This is a genomic window from Paraburkholderia ribeironis (assembly GCF_900019265.1).
Classification (GTDB): Bacteria; Pseudomonadota; Gammaproteobacteria; order Burkholderiales; family Burkholderiaceae; genus Paraburkholderia; species Paraburkholderia ribeironis.
The window spans coordinates 72,571-89,302 of record NZ_CYGX02000012.1 but is presented as its reverse complement, the minus strand read 5'-3'; the positions used below and the strand labels follow the sequence as shown (position 1 = coordinate 89,302).

12 protein-coding genes and 1 pseudogene are annotated in these 16,732 nt (G+C 63.8%); 10 read left to right on the top strand and 3 right to left on the bottom strand.

Going from position 1 to position 16,732, the window contains the following annotated elements; translation table 11 throughout:
- Nucleotides 1–12 precede the first annotated feature (12 nt).
- From BN2475_RS06160 to BN2475_RS06145, 4 genes are all read left to right on the top strand, one after another.
- Nucleotides 13–336 (top strand): sarcosine oxidase subunit delta, encoded by a 324-nt coding sequence (locus BN2475_RS06160; protein ID WP_094778674.1) that lies wholly within the window; start codon nucleotides 13–15, stop codon nucleotides 334–336.
- Nucleotides 323–3,340 (top strand): sarcosine oxidase subunit alpha family protein, encoded by a 3,018-nt coding sequence (locus BN2475_RS06155; RefSeq protein ID WP_159444526.1) that lies wholly within the window; start codon nucleotides 323–325, stop codon nucleotides 3,338–3,340. Before BN2475_RS06160 ends, BN2475_RS06155 begins: the two co-directional genes overlap by 14 nt.
- The gene (locus tag BN2475_RS06150) at nucleotides 3,333–3,935 is read left to right on the top strand and encodes a sarcosine oxidase subunit gamma (protein WP_094778672.1); all 603 of its coding nucleotides are present in this window, start codon (nucleotides 3,333–3,335) and stop codon (nucleotides 3,933–3,935) included. The genes BN2475_RS06155 and BN2475_RS06150 overlap by 8 nt, the downstream gene beginning before the upstream one ends.
- Nucleotides 3,936–4,069: 134 nt before the next feature.
- A complete protein-coding gene (locus tag BN2475_RS06145; protein WP_094778671.1) occupies nucleotides 4,070–4,948 on the top strand; it encodes a bifunctional 5,10-methylenetetrahydrofolate dehydrogenase/5,10-methenyltetrahydrofolate cyclohydrolase in 879 nt (292 codons plus the stop codon).
- A gap of 158 nt (nucleotides 4,949–5,106) precedes the next feature.
- Here BN2475_RS06145 and BN2475_RS06140 read toward each other — a convergent pair whose 3' ends face one another.
- Entirely contained in the window at nucleotides 5,107–6,252 is a 1,146-nt protein-coding gene (locus tag BN2475_RS06140; RefSeq protein ID WP_094778670.1) for a porin, read from the bottom strand.
- Nucleotides 6,253–6,543: 291 nt separating this feature from the next.
- Nucleotides 6,544–7,288, bottom strand: a pseudogene (locus tag BN2475_RS06135) (IS3 family transposase); the annotation flags it as partial.
- On the opposite strand from BN2475_RS06135, the gene BN2475_RS35295 reads away from it, so the two are divergent.
- The 3 genes from BN2475_RS35295 to BN2475_RS06120 all read left to right on the top strand — a co-directional run bounded on the left by BN2475_RS35295 (nucleotide 7,214) and on the right by BN2475_RS06120 (nucleotide 9,238).
- Complete coding sequence (locus tag BN2475_RS35295; RefSeq protein WP_245841165.1) at nucleotides 7,214–7,387, top strand: hypothetical protein; 174 nt, start codon at nucleotides 7,214–7,216, stop codon at nucleotides 7,385–7,387. The pseudogene BN2475_RS06135 and the gene BN2475_RS35295 overlap by 75 nt on opposite strands.
- Nucleotides 7,387–7,617, top strand: coding sequence for a hypothetical protein (locus tag BN2475_RS36455; protein ID WP_094778669.1), 231 nt, complete (start codon nucleotides 7,387–7,389; stop codon nucleotides 7,615–7,617). Before BN2475_RS35295 ends, BN2475_RS36455 begins: the two co-directional genes overlap by 1 nt.
- A 565-nt stretch (nucleotides 7,618–8,182) precedes the next feature.
- A complete protein-coding gene (locus tag BN2475_RS06120) occupies nucleotides 8,183–9,238 on the top strand; it encodes an AI-2E family transporter (RefSeq protein ID WP_094778668.1) in 1,056 nt (351 codons plus the stop codon).
- 195 nt (nucleotides 9,239–9,433) lie between these two features.
- On the opposite strand, the gene BN2475_RS06115 is transcribed toward BN2475_RS06120, so the two are convergent.
- Nucleotides 9,434–10,192 (bottom strand): TetR/AcrR family transcriptional regulator, encoded by a 759-nt coding sequence (locus BN2475_RS06115; protein ID WP_094778667.1) that lies wholly within the window; start codon nucleotides 10,190–10,192, stop codon nucleotides 9,434–9,436.
- 522 nt (nucleotides 10,193–10,714) lie between these two features.
- On the opposite strand from BN2475_RS06115, the gene BN2475_RS06110 reads away from it, so the two are divergent.
- From BN2475_RS06110 to BN2475_RS06100, 3 genes are read left to right on the top strand one after another with little or no spacing between them, the layout of a single operon-like run.
- Complete coding sequence (locus BN2475_RS06110) at nucleotides 10,715–11,842, top strand: efflux RND transporter periplasmic adaptor subunit (protein WP_245841164.1); 1,128 nt, start codon at nucleotides 10,715–10,717, stop codon at nucleotides 11,840–11,842.
- Nucleotides 11,839–15,012: an efflux RND transporter permease subunit gene (locus BN2475_RS06105; protein ID WP_094778665.1), complete on the top strand. Its 3,174-nt coding sequence runs from the start codon at nucleotides 11,839–11,841 to the stop codon at nucleotides 15,010–15,012. The genes BN2475_RS06110 and BN2475_RS06105 overlap by 4 nt, the downstream gene beginning before the upstream one ends.
- 2 nt (nucleotides 15,013–15,014) lie before the next feature.
- Entirely contained in the window at nucleotides 15,015–16,478 is a 1,464-nt protein-coding gene (locus BN2475_RS06100) for an efflux transporter outer membrane subunit (protein ID WP_094778664.1), read from the top strand.
- The last annotated feature ends 254 nt before the right edge of the window (nucleotides 16,479–16,732 follow it).

Below are 16,732 nucleotides of genomic sequence, written 5' to 3'. Positions count from 1 at the left end.
CCATCTCCGACCATGCTCCGTCTCCACTGTCCGTACTGCGCGAGCCTGCGCGACGAAGAAGAGTTCACCTACGGCGGCCCGCTCGAACGCGTGCGTCCCGCCGATCCGTCCCAGCTCGACGACGCGGCCTGGGCCGCGTGGCTGTTCGAGCGCGACAACCCGCGCGGCCTCGCGCACGAGCGCTGGCGCCATACGTTCGGCTGCCGCAGATGGTTCGGCGTCGAGCGCGACACGGTCACGCATGTCGTGTGCCGCACCGCTCCGCTCGAAGCGTACGCGCGTCATCCGGAAGCCTTGTTCGCGACTCACACGCGAGGTGCCGATGAAGCCGCTTGAACGTGTGACGCCGTTCGGCCGTAAGGACGCATGCGACGCCGCGCAGATTCCGTTCACGTTTGACGGAAAGCGCTACACCGGCCGCGCCGGCGATACGCTCGCGGCCGCGCTGCTCGCGAACGGCGTCGATATCGTGGGACGCAGCTTCAAGCTGCATCGGCCGCGCGGCGTGTTTGCGGCTGGCATCGACGAATGCAACGCGCTCGTGCAGCTCGAAGCCGGAGGCTTCGACGAGCCGAACGCGCGTGCTACGCTGATCGCGCTGTACCCGGAGCTGCGCGCGCGCGGGCAGAACGCGTGGCCGAACGCCCGCTTCGATCTGTTCAACGTGCTGGACCGGTTTCAGCGCTGGTTGCCGGCGTCGTTCTACTACAAGTCGATGATCTGGCCGAACTGGCACTTCTACGAGCGCTTCGTGCGGCCGATCGCAGGGCTGGGCCGCGCGCCGGAAGCCGACGATGCGCAACGCTACCAGCGCCGCAACGCGCATTGCGACGTGCTCGTCTGCGGCGCGGGTCCCGCAGGGCTCGCGGCGGCGTTGGCGGCCGCGCGCGCGGGCTTGAGCGTGATCGTCGCGGACCAGGCGCGCACGTTCGGCGGCGCGTTGAACGACACGCGCGAACTGCTGGATGGCGCACCGGCGATGCGCTGGGTCGAATCCGCGACGGCGACGCTGCGCGCGATGCCGCTTGTGCGTCTGCTGTCCGACACCACGGTTTCAGGCTACTACGAGAACAACTTTCTGGTGGCGGCTGAGCGCGTCGCGAACGCGCAGGGACCGGCGGCAGGTACGGGCAGCCTGCGCGAGCGGCTGTGGCGGATCCGAGCGCGCGAGGTCGTAGTCGCGACGGGCGCGCTCGAACGGCCACTCGTTTTTGCGGACAACGACAGGCCGGGCGTGATGCTCGCGGGCGCCGTGCGAAGCTATCTGAATCGCTTCGGCGTGGTGGCGGGCCAGCGCATCGTCGTCGCAGCCAATCATGATGATGCGTACCGGACCGCGTTCGATTACCACGCCGCGGGGCTGCGCGAGATCGTGATGGTGGATACGCGAGCCAATGTGCCGGCGCGCTTGCGTGTGGCGCTCTCGGAACACGGCATTGCGCTGCACGCCGGCTACGGTATCCAGCGCGTACGCGGCAAGCGCCGTGTGCGGGCGGTCGAGATCGCGCGTCACACCGGCGGTGGCCGGCTCGAAGGCGTAACCGTGACGCTCGCGTGCGATCTCGTCGCGATGTCGAGTGGCTGGACGCCGACGATTCATCTGTTCAGCCAGGCGGGCGGCAGCCTGCGCTACGACGACACCCAGTTCTGCCTCGTGCCGGATCGATGCGCTCAGGCGGTGCAGGTGGCGGGCGCGGCGAACGGCGTGTTTTCGCTCGCGGCGTGCTTGCGCGAGGGCGATGCGGCGGGACGCGAAGCCGCACGGCGGCTCGGCGCGGACGTGGACGCCGACGCCACCGCCGCTGCGATGGCTGCACGGTTGCCGCACGCCGAAGAAGAACCCGCAACACTCGGCATCGAACCCTTCTGGTTCACGCGCACCGCGCGCACCGACAAACAATGGCTCGATTTCCAGTACGACGTGAAGGTGTCCGACGTGGCGCTCGCGATGCGCGAAAACTTCCAGTCCGTCGAGCACGTAAAGCGCTACACGACGGGCGGCATGAGCGTCGATCAGGGCAAGTCGAGCAACTTCAACATCCTCGCCGTGATGGCCGAATTGAGCGGCCGCCCGATCGTAGACGTCGGCACGACGCGCTTCCGCCCGCCGTACGCGCCGGTCACGCTCGGCACGTTCGCGGGGCCGACCGTTGGCGAGCGCTACGCACCGTGGCGCACGCTGCCGGCGCACGCGTGGCACGTCGCGCAGCGCGCAAGCTTCGACGACTACGGCTGGCGCCGGCCGGGCTGCTATCCGTTCGACGGTGAAGATATCGCCGCTGCCACGACGCGCGAGGTGCTCGCGGTCCGCTATGGCGTAGGGCTATTCGACGGCTCGCCGCTCGGCAAGATCGACGTGCGAGGGCCCGATGCGGCGGCGTTTCTGAACCGCGTGTACGTGAACAATCTGGCGAGCCTGAAGCCCGGCTTCGCGCGCTACGCGATGCTGACCAACGAGAACGGCGTGCTGATCGACGACGGCGTCGTCGCGCGTGTGAGCGAAACGCACTTCATCGTGCATGCGACGAGCGGTGCGGTCGATCGCGTGTTCGTGCTGCTCGACGAATATCTGCAATGCGAGTGGCCCGACTTGCGTGTGTTCGTGAACAATGTGACGACGCAATGGGCCAACGTGACAGTATCCGGGCCGCGCGCCCGTGCGCTGGTGAGCAGCATCGAATCGGACATCGACTGGAATCCTGACGTGTTCGGCCACATGCAGTTCCGCCAGGGCACGTTCGCCGGTGCGCCTGCACGCGTGCTGCGCGCGAGCTTCACGGGAGAAGTGACCTACGAGATCTCGGTGCCGGCGCGTTACGCCGCGTCGCTCTGGGAGACCGTGCAGCGTGCCGGTGCGCCGCTCGGCGCGACGCCGTACGGCATCGAGGCGCTCGAGGTGATGCGCACAGAGAAAGGCTATCTGCACATCGGCGCGGATACGGACGGCGTGTCGAACCCGCACGACATCGGCTGGGAGAAGATCATCGCGAAGAAGGAGGGCGATTTCATCGGGCGCCGTTCGTTGCAGCGTCCGGCGGATCGGGATTCGCGACGGCTCGCGTTCGTCGGGATCGAAGCGCTCGATCCGCGCGAGCGGCTGCCGGTCGGCGGCCACTTTATCGAAGCGGGGCCGCTCATGCTGCCCACACGGTCGCAGGGCTATGTAACGGCCGCCTGTCTTTCGCCGATGCTCGGGAAATCGATCGGGCTCGGCATCCTCAGCAACGGCGCTGCACGCGTCGGCGAGACCGTGCAGATCTACGCGAAAGGCAAGGTCTGCGCGGCACGCATCGTCCCGCCCGCTCATTTCGATCCGCACGGAGAACGTCTGCATGCCTGAGCTCACTGCACGCACGCTGACGGCAACCCAATGGGCGCCGCCCGGACGGTTCCCGGTCGGCGCGCCGAATCTGTCGATAGAAGAGTTGCCGCTCGCCGGGATCGTTCGTCTGCAAAGCCGTATCGACGAACCCGGATGGATGGCGAGACTCGCTGCCGCGGCTGGAGTCGCCGTGCTGCCGGCAACGGGGTGCTGCACGGTCGATGCGCAGGCCGAGCGCTTCATCGCATGGAGCGGGCCGCGTGAATGGCTGGCTTTTTGCCCGCTCGCTGAAGAAGCCCAACGGCGCGAAGCATTCGAAAACCTCTGCGACGGCAGCCTCGCGGTCGCAACGTTGATCTCCGACAGTCGCGTCGGCTTTCGCGTAACTGGCACCGATGCATCCGCGCTCCTTGCGAAGGGCACAGCGCTGAATCTGGAGACGGACGCTTTTCCTCCGGGCAGCGCGGCTACCACACGCTTCGCTGGACTCGCCGCGATGATCGTTCATCGGCTGGCCGGTGAGTATCTGATCTACTTCGACGTTGCATACAGCGAGTTCCTGACGCGCTGGTGGCTCGACGCGGCGGACGAATTTCTCGCTACGACTCGCTGACACCAGCTCGAGCACCAGCACCAGCATTAACGCCAACGCCAACGCCAACGCCAACGCCAACGCCAACGCCAACGCCAACACGTGCAGCGTGCCCATCGATCGATGCGCACGCGCCAACTTCCTCGACCCGACCCATGATCATTGACGGAAAAGCCATCGCCGCGGAGCTCAACGCGGCCACGCGTCGCGCCGTAACGCGACTCCAGCAGGAAAGCCACGTGACGCCGACGCTAGCCGTCGTGCTCGTGGGCGAAGATCCGGCGAGCCAGATCTATGTGCGCAACAAGGTGCTGCAGGCCGAAGCGGCGGGTTTGCGCAGCATCCGCCACGTGCTGCCGGCCGACACGCCGGCGGACGAGCTACTCGCGCTGATCGTCAGGTTGAACGCGGCACCGGACGTGCACGGCATTCTGGTTCAGCTGCCGCTGCCAGCACACATCGACGAAGGCCGCGTGATCGAAGCGATAGCGCCGCACAAGGACGTCGATGGTTTTCACCCGCTCAATGGCGGCGCGTTGCTGAACGGAGATGCAGATGCGCTCGTGCCGTGCACGCCGCAAGGCTGCATGCTGCTCGCGCGACGCGCATTCGACGGCGCGCTGGCCGGCAATCGCGCCGTCGTGATCGGCCGCTCGAACATTGTCGGCAAGCCGCTCGCGATGCTGCTGGTGCAAGCGGACTGCACCGTGACGATCGCGCACTCGCGCACGCGGGATCTGACTGCGGCGTGCCGCGAAGCCGATCTGCTGTGCGTGGCGGTCGGGCGGGCGGAGCTGGTCAAGGCGAACTGGGTGAAACCGGGCGCCGTGGTGATCGACGTCGGGATCAATCGCGTGGGGGACGCGGAGCGCGGCTATCGCGTAGTGGGAGACGTCGATTTTGCCGCGGTGCGCGAGGTGGCCGGGGCCATCACACCGGTGCCGGGCGGTGTCGGCCCGATGACGATTGCCTGTCTGCTGCGCAATACCGTGCTGGCGGCAAGCCGTGTTGCGGGCGTGGACGTGTTGATGTGAGTGATGTTGCCGGCGCGGCTGCGCTCGCGTGACGTGCGTCGCGGAAACGGAGGACCATGCGTCGCGCGCCAAACGCCCAAGCATCAAACGGCAAACGTCAAAAAAAAAGAAAGGCGGGGGTGTCCGGCGCCATGCGCCGCCACCCCCGCCTTATGCGATCAGAACACGTGCAGAATGCCGAGCCGCACGACGCCCTGCTTGCTGGTGGACGACGAGTTGTCCGTACCGGTGATGAACGCGTCGTCGAGGAAGGTGCCGGTAGAGCCGGAAACCTTCTGATAGACCGCATGCGCATACACCATCGTGCGCTTCGAAATGTTGTAGTCCACCACGAGGCCGAACTGGTTCCACTTCGGTTTCGAGTCGCCGTTGCTGCCGTCATAGCGGCCGCTCGTGTATGTGTACATCGCGCCGGCGGACAGCGCGGGCGTGAAGCGGTAGAGCGCGTTGAGTTCGAAATTATCGAACGTCAGCGAATTCACCGTGATGCCTGCCGGAAACGACGACGGCGTCAGATAGCCGTTGCCGGTCGGCTGGTCGAGCCGCGTGTGCGTATAGACGAAGCCGAGCGTCGCCGAACCCAGGTTGTAGTTGGCGCCCGCGCCGAACTCGCGCTGATGGCCGGCGAAGAAGCTGGCATCGTTCGCGGCGACGGCGCCCGTCGAGCCGATCCCGACGTTGTTCAGGTTCATGTAGGCGGCGCCGAGCGTCAGGTCGCCGATCACGTAGCTCGCGCCGAGGCTCATCGCGCGGTTGTTCGCGAACTGGCCGGCCGCATTGCTGAAGCCGTACACGCCGCCAAATTTCAGGCCGCCGTAGTTGTTGCTCGTGTACTTGACCGAGTTCGAGACGCGAAACGAGTTGTCGGTGTTGTCGTTGTCGTACGGGTGCGCGAACAGGTAGCCTGCCCAGTTGCCGTTCGCCGTGAGCGGCGCGACGTAGTCCACCATCGAGTCGTATTGCCGGCCGGCCGTGAGTGTGCCGAACTTGTCGCTTGAGAGTCCGACGAACGCCTGGCGGCCGAACATGCGGCCGCCCTGGTTCAGCCGGCCGGAGCTCAGGTCGAAGCCGTTTTCGAGCGTGAAAATGGTTTTCCAGCCGCCGCCCAGATCTTCAGCGCCTTTGAGGCCGAACCGGTTGCCGGCGCCGTAGCCCGCCGCCATTTCGATGTTGTGCTTGCCACCGGTATTGGTGGTGTAGTTCAGGCCTTCGTCGAGAATGCCGTACAGCGTAACGCTCGACTGCGCGAACGCGGGCGAGGTCAGCGTGGCGGCCAGCGCGACGATGATCGACTTCTTCTTCATTGACAGGCTCCAGACGTGGACTTCACTTATTAATATTTGATTGCCAGTCCGTAGCGGCGCATTGCGCGATCCGGTTACTGGTGTCTGAGCGTATGAAGACGAAAATTCGCTGACAAACCAAAGAAACGCATGGCATGCATCAAAATCCGAATCCATAGATGGGCCAAATATCTGCAGTTCATCGCGTTGGTGCAGGTAATACATCGTGCGGCGCCGTACCTCGAACCAGCGGCACAACTTCGGGATAAGGACGGTCATGAACCGCGCCGGGAATCGTGGAGGCCGGTTGGTTTAAGTTAATGCAGGCACGTCAGCGGCATTTCTGAGTTGCCGGTAGTAGTTTTCCTCAGCCTCAGCGGGCGGGATATAGCCGAGCGGTTCCATCAGCCGATGATGGTTGTACCAGGCCACCCATTCCAGGGTTGCCAGTTCGACGGATTCCCTCGTTTTCCACGAGGCGCGCCGATGAATCAGTTCCGTTTGGTACAGACCGTTGATCGTTTCAGCCAGCGCATTGTCGTAGCTGTCACCACGGCTGCCGACGGACGGCTCGATATTCGCCTCGGCCAAACGTTCGCTGTACTGAATGCTGACGTATTGCGCCCCCCTATCGGAGTGATGTATCAAAGTCGAGACCTAGCTGAAATCCGACACCCAAAGCTGATTCGGTCGGTTGGCCTTGAACTGCCGGTTGACCCGGTCCAGTGGGCGCGGCGCACTCGAATCGGGAGTCGTCGTGCGAACTCGCTTGCCGCGAACTGCGCCACGCAAACCCTGCAGCTTCATCAACCGTCCGACCGTGCAGCGTGACACTGCAATGCCTTCCCGGTTCATCTGTTTCCAGACCTTCGGTACACCGTAGACCGGCATGTTGGCTTGCCAGACACGCCTGATCTCCGGTTGCAAAAGCTCATCGCGTTTCGCGCGCACAGCGTTTCTACGGATCGCGAAGTTGTGCCGCATGGCGTCGGTAGCCCGACGGGGCAATCCGCAAGACCTTGCAGATCGGCTCGACCCCGAAGGTGTCGCGATGCTGCGGTTGCCTGCGCTCGTCGCGGCGTTGCAGTCCGAAGATGCCCACGAAGGCGTGCGCACGTTCCAGGAAAAGCGCAAACCTCGCTGGAGCGGACGCTAATGGCTTATGTGATCACGTCGCCATGCATCGACATCAAGGACGGCGCCTGCGTGCAATGCTGTCCTGTCGACTGCATCTACGAAGGCGAGCGCAACGATGCGAATGTCAATGCGCTTACCGTTGGCGTCATCGCGCCGAATCAACGCGCGCTGGCTCACGTGACGCTTCAGTTCGTCGACCGCATTGTGAGGCGGCTGAAGCACGTTGAACTGTCGTTGCGCGAAGTCTGATGGATCAATTAGAGGAAGCCTGTGGGGGGACGCTGAAAAATACACAACCCTGACCTGCAGTCCTGCAGCTGCTGCAGAAGGCGCACAGGGCCGAAGGGCTTGGAGGGCGCGTGGACCACGGCAGCCGCGCACCTCATAGCAGCAGAAGCAGGTTTCCAACTTGATTGACTAGATATTCAATAATGATTATTATATCAATTATGCGCGTCGCCCATGTGTCGACAATTCACAGCGCCCAGGCAGAAAGATCGGGACGACAAGTGGTGTCCGCGAAATGACGATAGGGGCATCCGCCGCGCTTCTTGTGCAACGATGGCCATCTGACGTAACACCATCAGATCCGTCCCGGCGTGAGGTCAAATAGGTGACGTTTCAGACAGCCGGGTTTGCCCGGTACACATGTAGCCTGACGACGGGTCGCCTGGTTGCGCCGATTGGCTGCCATGGGTCATGCGATGTCCCGTTTTGTCACGACGATGCGCAGTGATGCGCGGACACAATCCATGACTCGCGCCGGTAGCGACCTGAACAAACGCATACGTTCCAACGCCGCAAGGGCACACCTATGACTAGCTATCACCGTCAATCGTTGTTCTGGGGCGCTGTAGCTTTGTCGGCCGGCGTTCTGCTCTGGAGCCTGCGTCCCGTTCTAACACCGTTTCTTCTCGGCGCGATGATCGCGTACGTTCTGCAGCCAGGCGTGGAGTGGCTGGTACGTCACCGCGTGGCACGGAGTCTCGCCGCGCTCACCATGATCTCTCTGTTCGCGTTGCTTATCGCGCTGCTCATTTTGCTGATAATCGTGGTCATCCAGAAGGAAGGGCCTGAGCTCACAAGACAAATTCCTTCGCTGGCGGCCAGGCTCGATACCACGGTGAAGCCGTGGCTGGCTGTCGTAGGAGTCAGCTACTCGCTCGATCTGGCGAATATCCGTGACACATTGGCAGCGCGTCTAATGGCAGGCGAACACGGCGCTGTCCTTGCCATCTGGCGGTACCTGTGCACAAGCGGCAATGCGATGATCAGCGTCGCAGGAAATGTGGTGCTCGTGCCGCTGGTGCTCTTCTATCTGCTCTATGACAGGCACGAGGCGTTCGAGCGCATGGAGAGCTTTGTGCCGCGGCGTTGGCTCGAAAGAACGCGGGACTTCGTTGCAGAGATAGATCACATGATGTCGCAGTATCTGCGTGGGCAACTGCTCGTCGTCGCACTACTCGCAGTGTTTTACCCCGCCGCGCTGATGATCGCTGGATTGGACGTCGCGCTGCCCGTCGGTCTTCTCACCGCGCTTGCCGTGTTCATCCCTTATATCGGATTCGCGACCGCGCTCGCATCTGCGCTTCTCGCTGCGTTCCTGCAATTCGGGAACTGGTACGGCTTTGGTGCGGTGATCGTCGTGTATGGAATCGGGCAGATTCTCGAAAGCGTTGTTCTTACGCCCAGGCTCGTCGGCGAGCGAATCGGCCTGCATCCGCTCGCGGTCATTTTCTCGTTGCTGGCTTTTGGCAAGCTGTTCGGTTTCTTCGGCGTTCTGCTTGCGCTGCCTGCCAGCGCCATCTTTGCGTCGGCGTTGCGGGAATTGCGTCGCCGCTATCTGACGAGTGCACTTTACCGGAGCTGATCACGCAGAGCTCGGCCGCCTGCTGGCAATGCACTGTCGCATTGACGGCGACACGCGTCTCGTCGGACGGTCTCTATAGGCGTACGGCCGACGAAGAGTCTGCAGGCATCAAGCCTGCGCAGACGGATAGCTGGATCTGCTTCACGGTCTCTACAACCATCGTCGGCGCGCTGTGCGGCACGCCGACGATTCTGTTCAGACGGTTGCACCCTGGGGGGCTGCAGGCAGAGGGCGCCGCGCGATCTTCTCCGCTTCCACGCGTTTGAGGCCGAACGCCTGCAACACGATGGCCGCGGTACTCTCGGCGAACTTTTCTTCTCGGCATCGAAGGACCTTTCGCGTGCGAACTGTCCGCTTCGAAGACGCAGAGAAGTGAAGCTCAGCAGCTATTCCTGCGATGACAGTGCCGATCACGGAGATGACACACATCAGCTCGTCCGCGACGGTGAAGCGTCGCTCCGAAATCCCTCTCCCGGTATCCCGCAGCAGACGCTGACCAAGACCCCTGCTGAGCGCACGCGTAGATAGCCCTTCGCGTATCAGCAGTTGTCCCCACACCGGCTCGCGGCAGGCGCGCAAAAGCGTATGACGCACCGATACAGCGATCACTTCGGCCGTATCAGACAAGCCGCTTGCGAGACGATCAAGTGTGTTGGCGAATTCCTCGAATAGCCATTCGACGAGCGCGGCGAAAATCCCCTCCTTCGAATCGAAGTGGTTGTAGAAAGACCCGAACCCCACGTCTGCGGCATCCGTAATCTCGTTGATCGTGACGCCATCCATTCCTTTTTCCGCCACCAGTCCGAACGCAGCATCGAGCAAGCGGATGCGCGTCTCGCGCTTGCGTCGGGTGAGGCGCGGTGACGGTGATCGCCCTGCGACGGACTCACGGCTTGTGACCGACGTTGCGACCGTTTGCCGACGACTCGCACGGGAATTAGGGAGATTTGACACGTTGCCTCCTGAGTCACTGTTTCATCATATTTTAGATCTAAACATCATAGTTGACAATGATATCAGAAATGGGTCTAATCTCACCCATGCGGAGAGCCCAGCACAAATGTGCGAACCGGCAGGACTGAAGCACCACGTGGATACAGCGAAACGCCTCCGAGGCGCTGGTCGACACCGGGCCTCAATCCACAGACACCGTGTAGAAGAGCGCGTGGGCATCAGAGCGCGCTGATCGGATGCCGCTGATCCGCACCGAGGCACGTGCACCGTGCTGCATGCGATGACCCGCCACAACGTCCGGGCCGTCGCTCCGTCGAGTTGTTAAAGAGGACTATTAACGGATCAGTAACGGATCAGTAACGCATCAGATTGCTTTCCTGTTTTCGCGTCGATGGAAAAGCGTGCTTCCCGCAGGCACGGCCGGTTTCCACCAGCGCGGATGACTTTTCTTCCTGGACTCATCACTGCCTTGTGAACATCGTGAAACATTCCGGTCCTGTCGCGCTGAAACGGGCGCGTTCCCTGTTGCCGTTCTTCGTCCGGTCGACGCGCCGGGCACCCATCGTCATCGCAGCGTGCAGCGCGATCCTCCTTTGCGCGTGCCACCAGCGCGAAGCTGTTGTGCCCGAGGCCAAGCCCGTGGTTGCCCGTGCCGTTCGCCCGGACGCACGCATGGCGAGCACCTCGCTACCCGCCCAGGTACAGGCGCGCTATTCCACACCGCTTTCGTTCCGCGTGGGAGGCAAAATCACCGAGCGGCGAGTGCGCATCGGCGATACGGTCAAGGCGGGCCAAACGGTTGCATTGCTCGACCCAACCGATCTGCAGAACAACCTCGTCAACGCACGAGCGCAACTGGACGCAGCCGAACACCGCCTTGTTTTCGCGAAACAGCAGCTCGACCGCGACGAAGCGCAGGCGCACGCCAACCTGATTGCGCCCGCCCAACTCGAACAGACGCAGGACGCCTATGCGACTGCGCTGGCGCAGCGCAATTCCGCGCTTGCCCAGATGGCGCTCGCGTCGGATCACCTGCGCTACGCATCGCTCACGGCGGATCACGACGGCGTAATCACCTCGGAAGATGCCGACACCGGGCAGAACGTTCAGGCAACCCAGGCCGTCTATCACATCGACTGGACGGGCGACGTCGATATCGTCTGCGACGCGCCGGAGCGTGTGCTGAACTCCCTCACGGTGGGCAGCAAGGCGCGTGTGACGTTGCCCGCTCTGCCGGGCAAGTCTTTCGAGGCGAGCGTGCGCGAGGTGTCGCCTGCCGCTGACCAGGAAAGCCGCACGTGGCGCGTCAAGCTGACGCTCGCGGCCCCGAGTCCCGAAGTGCGTCTTGGCATGACGGCCAATGTTGCGTTCGATGTTGCAGGCGATGGCTCAGTCGGCCAGGCATTTACGCTGCCCGTGACTGCGCTCTTTCACCAGGGTGAGAAGCCCGCCGTGTGGGTGATTCGTGGCGGCAGCGACACGCTCGAGCTTCGTTCTGTCACGATCGAGCGATACGACGAACGTACGGTGTCGATCAGTTCGGGCCTGCATGATGGCGACCGCGTCATCCTGCAAGGGGTGCATGCCGTGAGTTCAGGGCAACATGTGCAGGTTGTGCCTCCGCTGCATGCCGAGGATTTCCCGACATGAACGCTCGCGACCATGAAAACGCCCGCGACAGCGCGCCCGTGAACGCTTCTAACGAGGAAACCGCCAGCGGCACTGGATTCAATCTCTCTGCGTGGGCGCTGCGACACCAGCAGCTCGTGATCTTTCTGATCGGGCTGGCAACGCTTTTTGGCGTGATCGGCTATACGCAACTCGCGCAATCGGAAGATCCGCCGTTCACATTCCGGACGATGGTGATCAAGACTTACTGGCCGGGCGCGACCGCCCGTGAGGTGCAGGACCAGGTCACGGACCGGATCGGCCGACAGCTGCAGGCGGCGCCGTATATCGACAACATCAAGAGCTACTCGCGGCCCGGCGAGTCGATGATCTTCTTCGCGATGAAGGACTCGGCGCCCGTCAAGGACGTGCCCGAGACGTGGTATCAGGTCCGCAAGAAGGTCGGCGACATCGCGGCGACGCTTCCGAAGGGGACGGTCGGACCATTCTTCAACGACGAGTTTGGTGACGTCTACACGAACATCTACGCGCTCGAAGGCGACGGCTTTTCCCCTGCGCAGCTGCACGACTATGCGGACAAGCTGCGCACGGTCCTGCTGCGCGTGCCCGGTGTCGCAAAAGTTGACTACCTGGGCGATCCCGATCAGCACATCTTCGTCGAGATATCCAATGCGCAACTGACGCGGCTTTCGATCACGCCCCAGCAGCTGGCACAGGCCATCGACGCGCAGAACACCGTCGCACCCGTCGGCACCATCACGACGGCGGACGACCGCGTGTTCGTGCGGCCGAGCGGCGCGTTCAAGGACGAACAGGCGCTCGCCGACACACTCGTCACCGTCAACAAGCGCACGTTTCGCCTCGGCGACATCGCGACGATCAAGCGCGGCTATGACGATCCGCCCGTGACGCAGATGCGCGTCGGCGGCCAGGCGGTGCTCGGCATTGGCGTGACGATGCAAAAGGGTGGCGACGTAATCGACCTCGGCAAGGCGCTCGACGCAAGAGCGGCTGAGCTGCAGGCAACGCTGCCTGCGGGCCTCAAGCTGGCGCCCGTCTCGAGCATGCCGCATGCGGTCAAGCACTCGGTCGATGAGTTCGTGCGCTCGGTTGGCGAAGCAGTGGCGATCGTGCTCGTCGTGAGCCTCGTTTCGCTCGGTTTTCGCACGGGTATGGTGGTCGTGATCACGATTCCAATCGTGCTCGCCGTGACGGCGCTGTGCATGCATCTGTTCGGTATCGGACTGGACAAGGTGTCGCTCGGCACGCTCGTGCTCGCGCTGGGACTGCTCGTCGACGACGCGATCATCGCCGTCGAAATGATGGCCGTGAAGCTGGAGCAGGGCTGGAGCCGCATGCGCGCGGCGGCGTTTGCCTATACGAGCACGGCGTTCCCGATGCTGACGGGTACGCTCGTGACGGTCTCGGGCTTCCTGCCGATCGCGCTCGCCAGATCGAGCACGGGTGAGTACACGCGCTCGATCTTCGAAGTGTCGGCCATTTCGCTCGTCGTTTCGTGGTTCGCGGCCGTCGTGCTGGTGCCGTTGCTGGGCTTTCATATGCTGCCGGAGCGCAAGGTCCATGCGAATGGCGGGCACCACGATGAGCACGAGGTCTACAACACGGGCTTCTACCGGCGCCTGTCAGGCTGGGTCACGTGCTGTATCGACCGACGCTGGCTGGTGCTGGGTGTTACCGCCGTGCTCTTTGTTATTGCAATGGCTGCATTCACGCGCGTGCCACGACAGTTCTTCCCGAACTCCGAGCGGCCGGAACTGCTCGTCGACCTCAGGCTGCCGGAAGGCGCTTCGTTCGAGGCGACGCTGCGCGAAGCGAAGCGCGTCGAGAAAGTCCTGGATGGCAAGCGGGGGATCGAGCATTTTGTCGACTTCGTCGGCACGGGCGCGCCGCGCTTCTATCTGCCGCTCGACCAGCAGCTTCAGCAGCCCAACTTCGCGCAGTTCGTGATTACGGCCAAAGACGTCGAGACGCGCGAGGAGCTGATGCACTGGCTGGACGCGAAACTGGAGAAGGACTTCTCTGGCGTTCGCACGCGCGTGGCACGACTCGAGAATGGTCCGCCCGTGGGGTTCCCGATCAAGTTTCGCGTAAGCGGCGACGATATCGCGACTGTGCGCTCGCTCGCGGATACGGTTGCTCAGAAGGTCCGTGCCGACCCGCGCACGCGCAACGTCCAGTTCGACTGGGACGAGCCGGCCGAACGTTCAATTTCGTTCGAAGTCGACCAGAACAGGGCGCGCCAGCTTGGCGTAACGTCGGAGGACGTGTCCAGCTTCCTCGCCATGACGCTGTCCGGCTACACGGTGACGCAGTACCGCGAGCGCGACAAGCTGATCAACGTCGACCTGCGTGCGCCGAAGAGCGAGCGCGTCGACCCTGCGAAGCTCACGAGCCTGGCCATTCCGACACCCAACGGCCCGGTGCCGCTCGGCTCGCTCGGACATGTGCGCGATACGCTCGAGTACGGTGTGATCTGGGAGCGCGACCGGCAGCCCGCCATCACCGTGCAGGCCGACGTGCGCGGCGACGCGCAGGGCATTGACGTGACGCACGAGATTGACCACGCGCTTGCCGCTGAGCGCGCCAAACTGCCTGTCGGTTATCGGATCGAGGTCGGCGGCGCCGTGGAAGAGAGCGTCAAAGGCCAGACTTCGATCAACGCGGAAATGCCGCTGATGATCATCGCAGTGCTGACGCTGCTGATGATCCAGCTGAAGAACTTCGCGCGCACGTTCATCGTCGTGCTGACGGCGCCGCTGGGTCTGATTGGCGTGGTGGCCGCGCTGCTGCTGTTCGGCAAACCGTTTGGCTTCGTCGCGTTGCTTGGCGTGATCGCGATGTTCGGCATCATCATGCGCAACTCGGTGATTCTGGTCGACCAGATTGATCAGGACATCGCGGCAGGGCACGCGCGCTTCGACGCCATTATCGGCGCAACGGTGCGGCGCTTCAGGCCAATCATGCTGACGGCCGCCGCTGCCGTGCTCGCGTTGATTCCGCTGCTTCGCTCGGGCTTCTTCGGACCGATGGCGACTGCGCTGATGGGCGGTATCACCATCGCCACGGTGCTAACGGTGTTCTTCCTGCCAGCGCTTTACGCGACCTGCTTCAGGGTGCATCGCGACGAGAGCGGCGCGCAACAGGTCCTCGTCGAGCATACGGAGGTTTGATCATGAGTTTTACCTACAAGACATCCGTGCTGGCCGTGGCCGCGACACTCGCTGTAACGGCGTGCTCGTTCGGGCCGAGCGGCGAGCCGCCGGCCATGCCGTCGCCCGGGCATTACGGTGCCCAGGCGCAGCCGTCGAAGACCGTGGCCGCGGGTGGCATTGCACAGACATTCGATGTCGGCGTGACTGCCGTTGGGCAATGGTGGCGGCTGTACCGCTCCGACGCGCTGGATGCCCTCGTCGACGAAGGCTTGCGCAACAGCCCGACGCTCGCGGCGACGCAGCGCACACTCGCGGCGGCGCAAGAGGAACTGCGCGCGCAGGTCGGCGCATCGACGCTGCCGTCCATCGACGGCGCCGTGCAGGTCGAGCGCGCTCGTTCACCCGTCGTGCCGGGGCTTGGCCCTGAGCAGGTGCAGTACAACTTCTTTGCCGGGCAACTGCTCGCGCATTACACGTTCGACCTGTTCGGCCAGACACGTTATATGAATTCGGCGAGCGCTGCCCGTGTGAACGTACAGGCGTTTGAACTGGAGGCGTCGCGTCGCGCGCTCGCAGCGAACATTGTCGGCACTGCGATCAGTGTCGCGGCACTCGATCGGCAGATCGCGCTCACCGAACGGCTCGTAGCTGTCGCCAACGACGCCGCAAACGAGGATCAGCAGCGCTACGCGCTGGGTTCGGTCTCGCGCGCCCAGGCGCTCGCGTCGAAACAGGACGCTGCTTCCATCGCGGCGACGTTGCCGACGCTGCGTCAGCAACGCACGTCGGCGGTCCATGCGTTAGCGGTGCTGATGGGCCGCACGCCGGACAACGCTCCGGGCGTGCCAGATCTCGACAGCCTCTCGCTGCCCGAGCACGTGCCCGTGGCCGTGCCGTCGGACCTGCTGCGCTCGCGCCCGGACATCCAGGCAGCCGACGCCGCCGTCAAGGCCGCGGCCGCCGATGTGGGCGCTGCAACGGCGCAACTCTTCCCGGGCTTGTCGCTGACGGGCTCGATGGGTCGCGGCGGCTTCAGCTGGCCAATGGTGCTTTCGGGCGCGGGCGGGCTTTGGGCTGTCGGCGCCAGCCTGTCGCAGCCGATCTTTCATGGCGGCGCATTGTTCGCGCAGCGCCGCGCATCGATCGATGCCTACGACGCCGCGGTGCTGCACTACAAGTCGACGGTGCTCTGCGCGTTCCAGGATGTCGCGAATTCGCTCGCTGCGCTGGATAACGACGCGCAGACGCTCGCGTCGACGGATGTGGCCGCGGAGGCCGCGCACGCTGCATTCGACGACACGGCGTCGCGCCACCGCATGGGCTCACTGCCTTCGACGGCAACGCACGCCAGCGAGTCGCGGTATCTCAACGCGCAGATCGGTGCCGCTCGCGCAGCGGGCCAGCGCATGAGCGATACAGCCGCATTGTTCCAGGCGATGGGAGAGCTGCCCGCGGCCCAGCAGACGGCAGCGTCAACGCAATGAGCGGGCGCTTTACCCCGCGAGCAGTACTGTTAGCCCATCATTTCGCGTCGACATACGTCCGGTGAAGATGCCGGCCGCCGTTGCAAGAAGCCAGCTTGCGGTACAGGTCAACCCACCACAGATGAAGGTGCTGGAGGGGCGTCGTCCCTTCCAGCCGGGATTCGCTATGCGTTGATTGCTGGCGTGGGCCAACGGGTCGGCGCGCCCGGCGCAAAGCCGGTCGCCCGTGGTGACGCCAGAAGGCAAGCGGCGGC

Coding starts and splice junctions, on each gene's coding strand:
- BN2475_RS06140 (WP_094778670.1), bottom strand. CDS start 6,252: ATGAAGAAGAAGTCGATCATCGTCGCGCTGGCCGCCACGCTGACCTCG.
- BN2475_RS06105 (WP_094778665.1), top strand. CDS start 11,839: ATGAACGCTCGCGACCATGAAAACGCCCGCGACAGCGCGCCCGTGAAC.
- BN2475_RS35295 (WP_245841165.1), top strand. CDS start 7,214: ATGGCGTCGGTAGCCCGACGGGGCAATCCGCAAGACCTTGCAGATCGG.
- BN2475_RS06155 (WP_159444526.1), top strand. CDS start 323: ATGAAGCCGCTTGAACGTGTGACGCCGTTCGGCCGTAAGGACGCATGC.
- BN2475_RS06120 (WP_094778668.1), top strand. CDS start 8,183: ATGACTAGCTATCACCGTCAATCGTTGTTCTGGGGCGCTGTAGCTTTG.
- BN2475_RS06100 (WP_094778664.1), top strand. CDS start 15,015: ATGAGTTTTACCTACAAGACATCCGTGCTGGCCGTGGCCGCGACACTC.
- BN2475_RS06160 (WP_094778674.1), top strand. CDS start 13: ATGCTCCGTCTCCACTGTCCGTACTGCGCGAGCCTGCGCGACGAAGAA.
- BN2475_RS36455 (WP_094778669.1), top strand. CDS start 7,387: ATGGCTTATGTGATCACGTCGCCATGCATCGACATCAAGGACGGCGCC.
- BN2475_RS06150 (WP_094778672.1), top strand. CDS start 3,333: ATGCCTGAGCTCACTGCACGCACGCTGACGGCAACCCAATGGGCGCCG.
- BN2475_RS06145 (WP_094778671.1), top strand. CDS start 4,070: ATGATCATTGACGGAAAAGCCATCGCCGCGGAGCTCAACGCGGCCACG.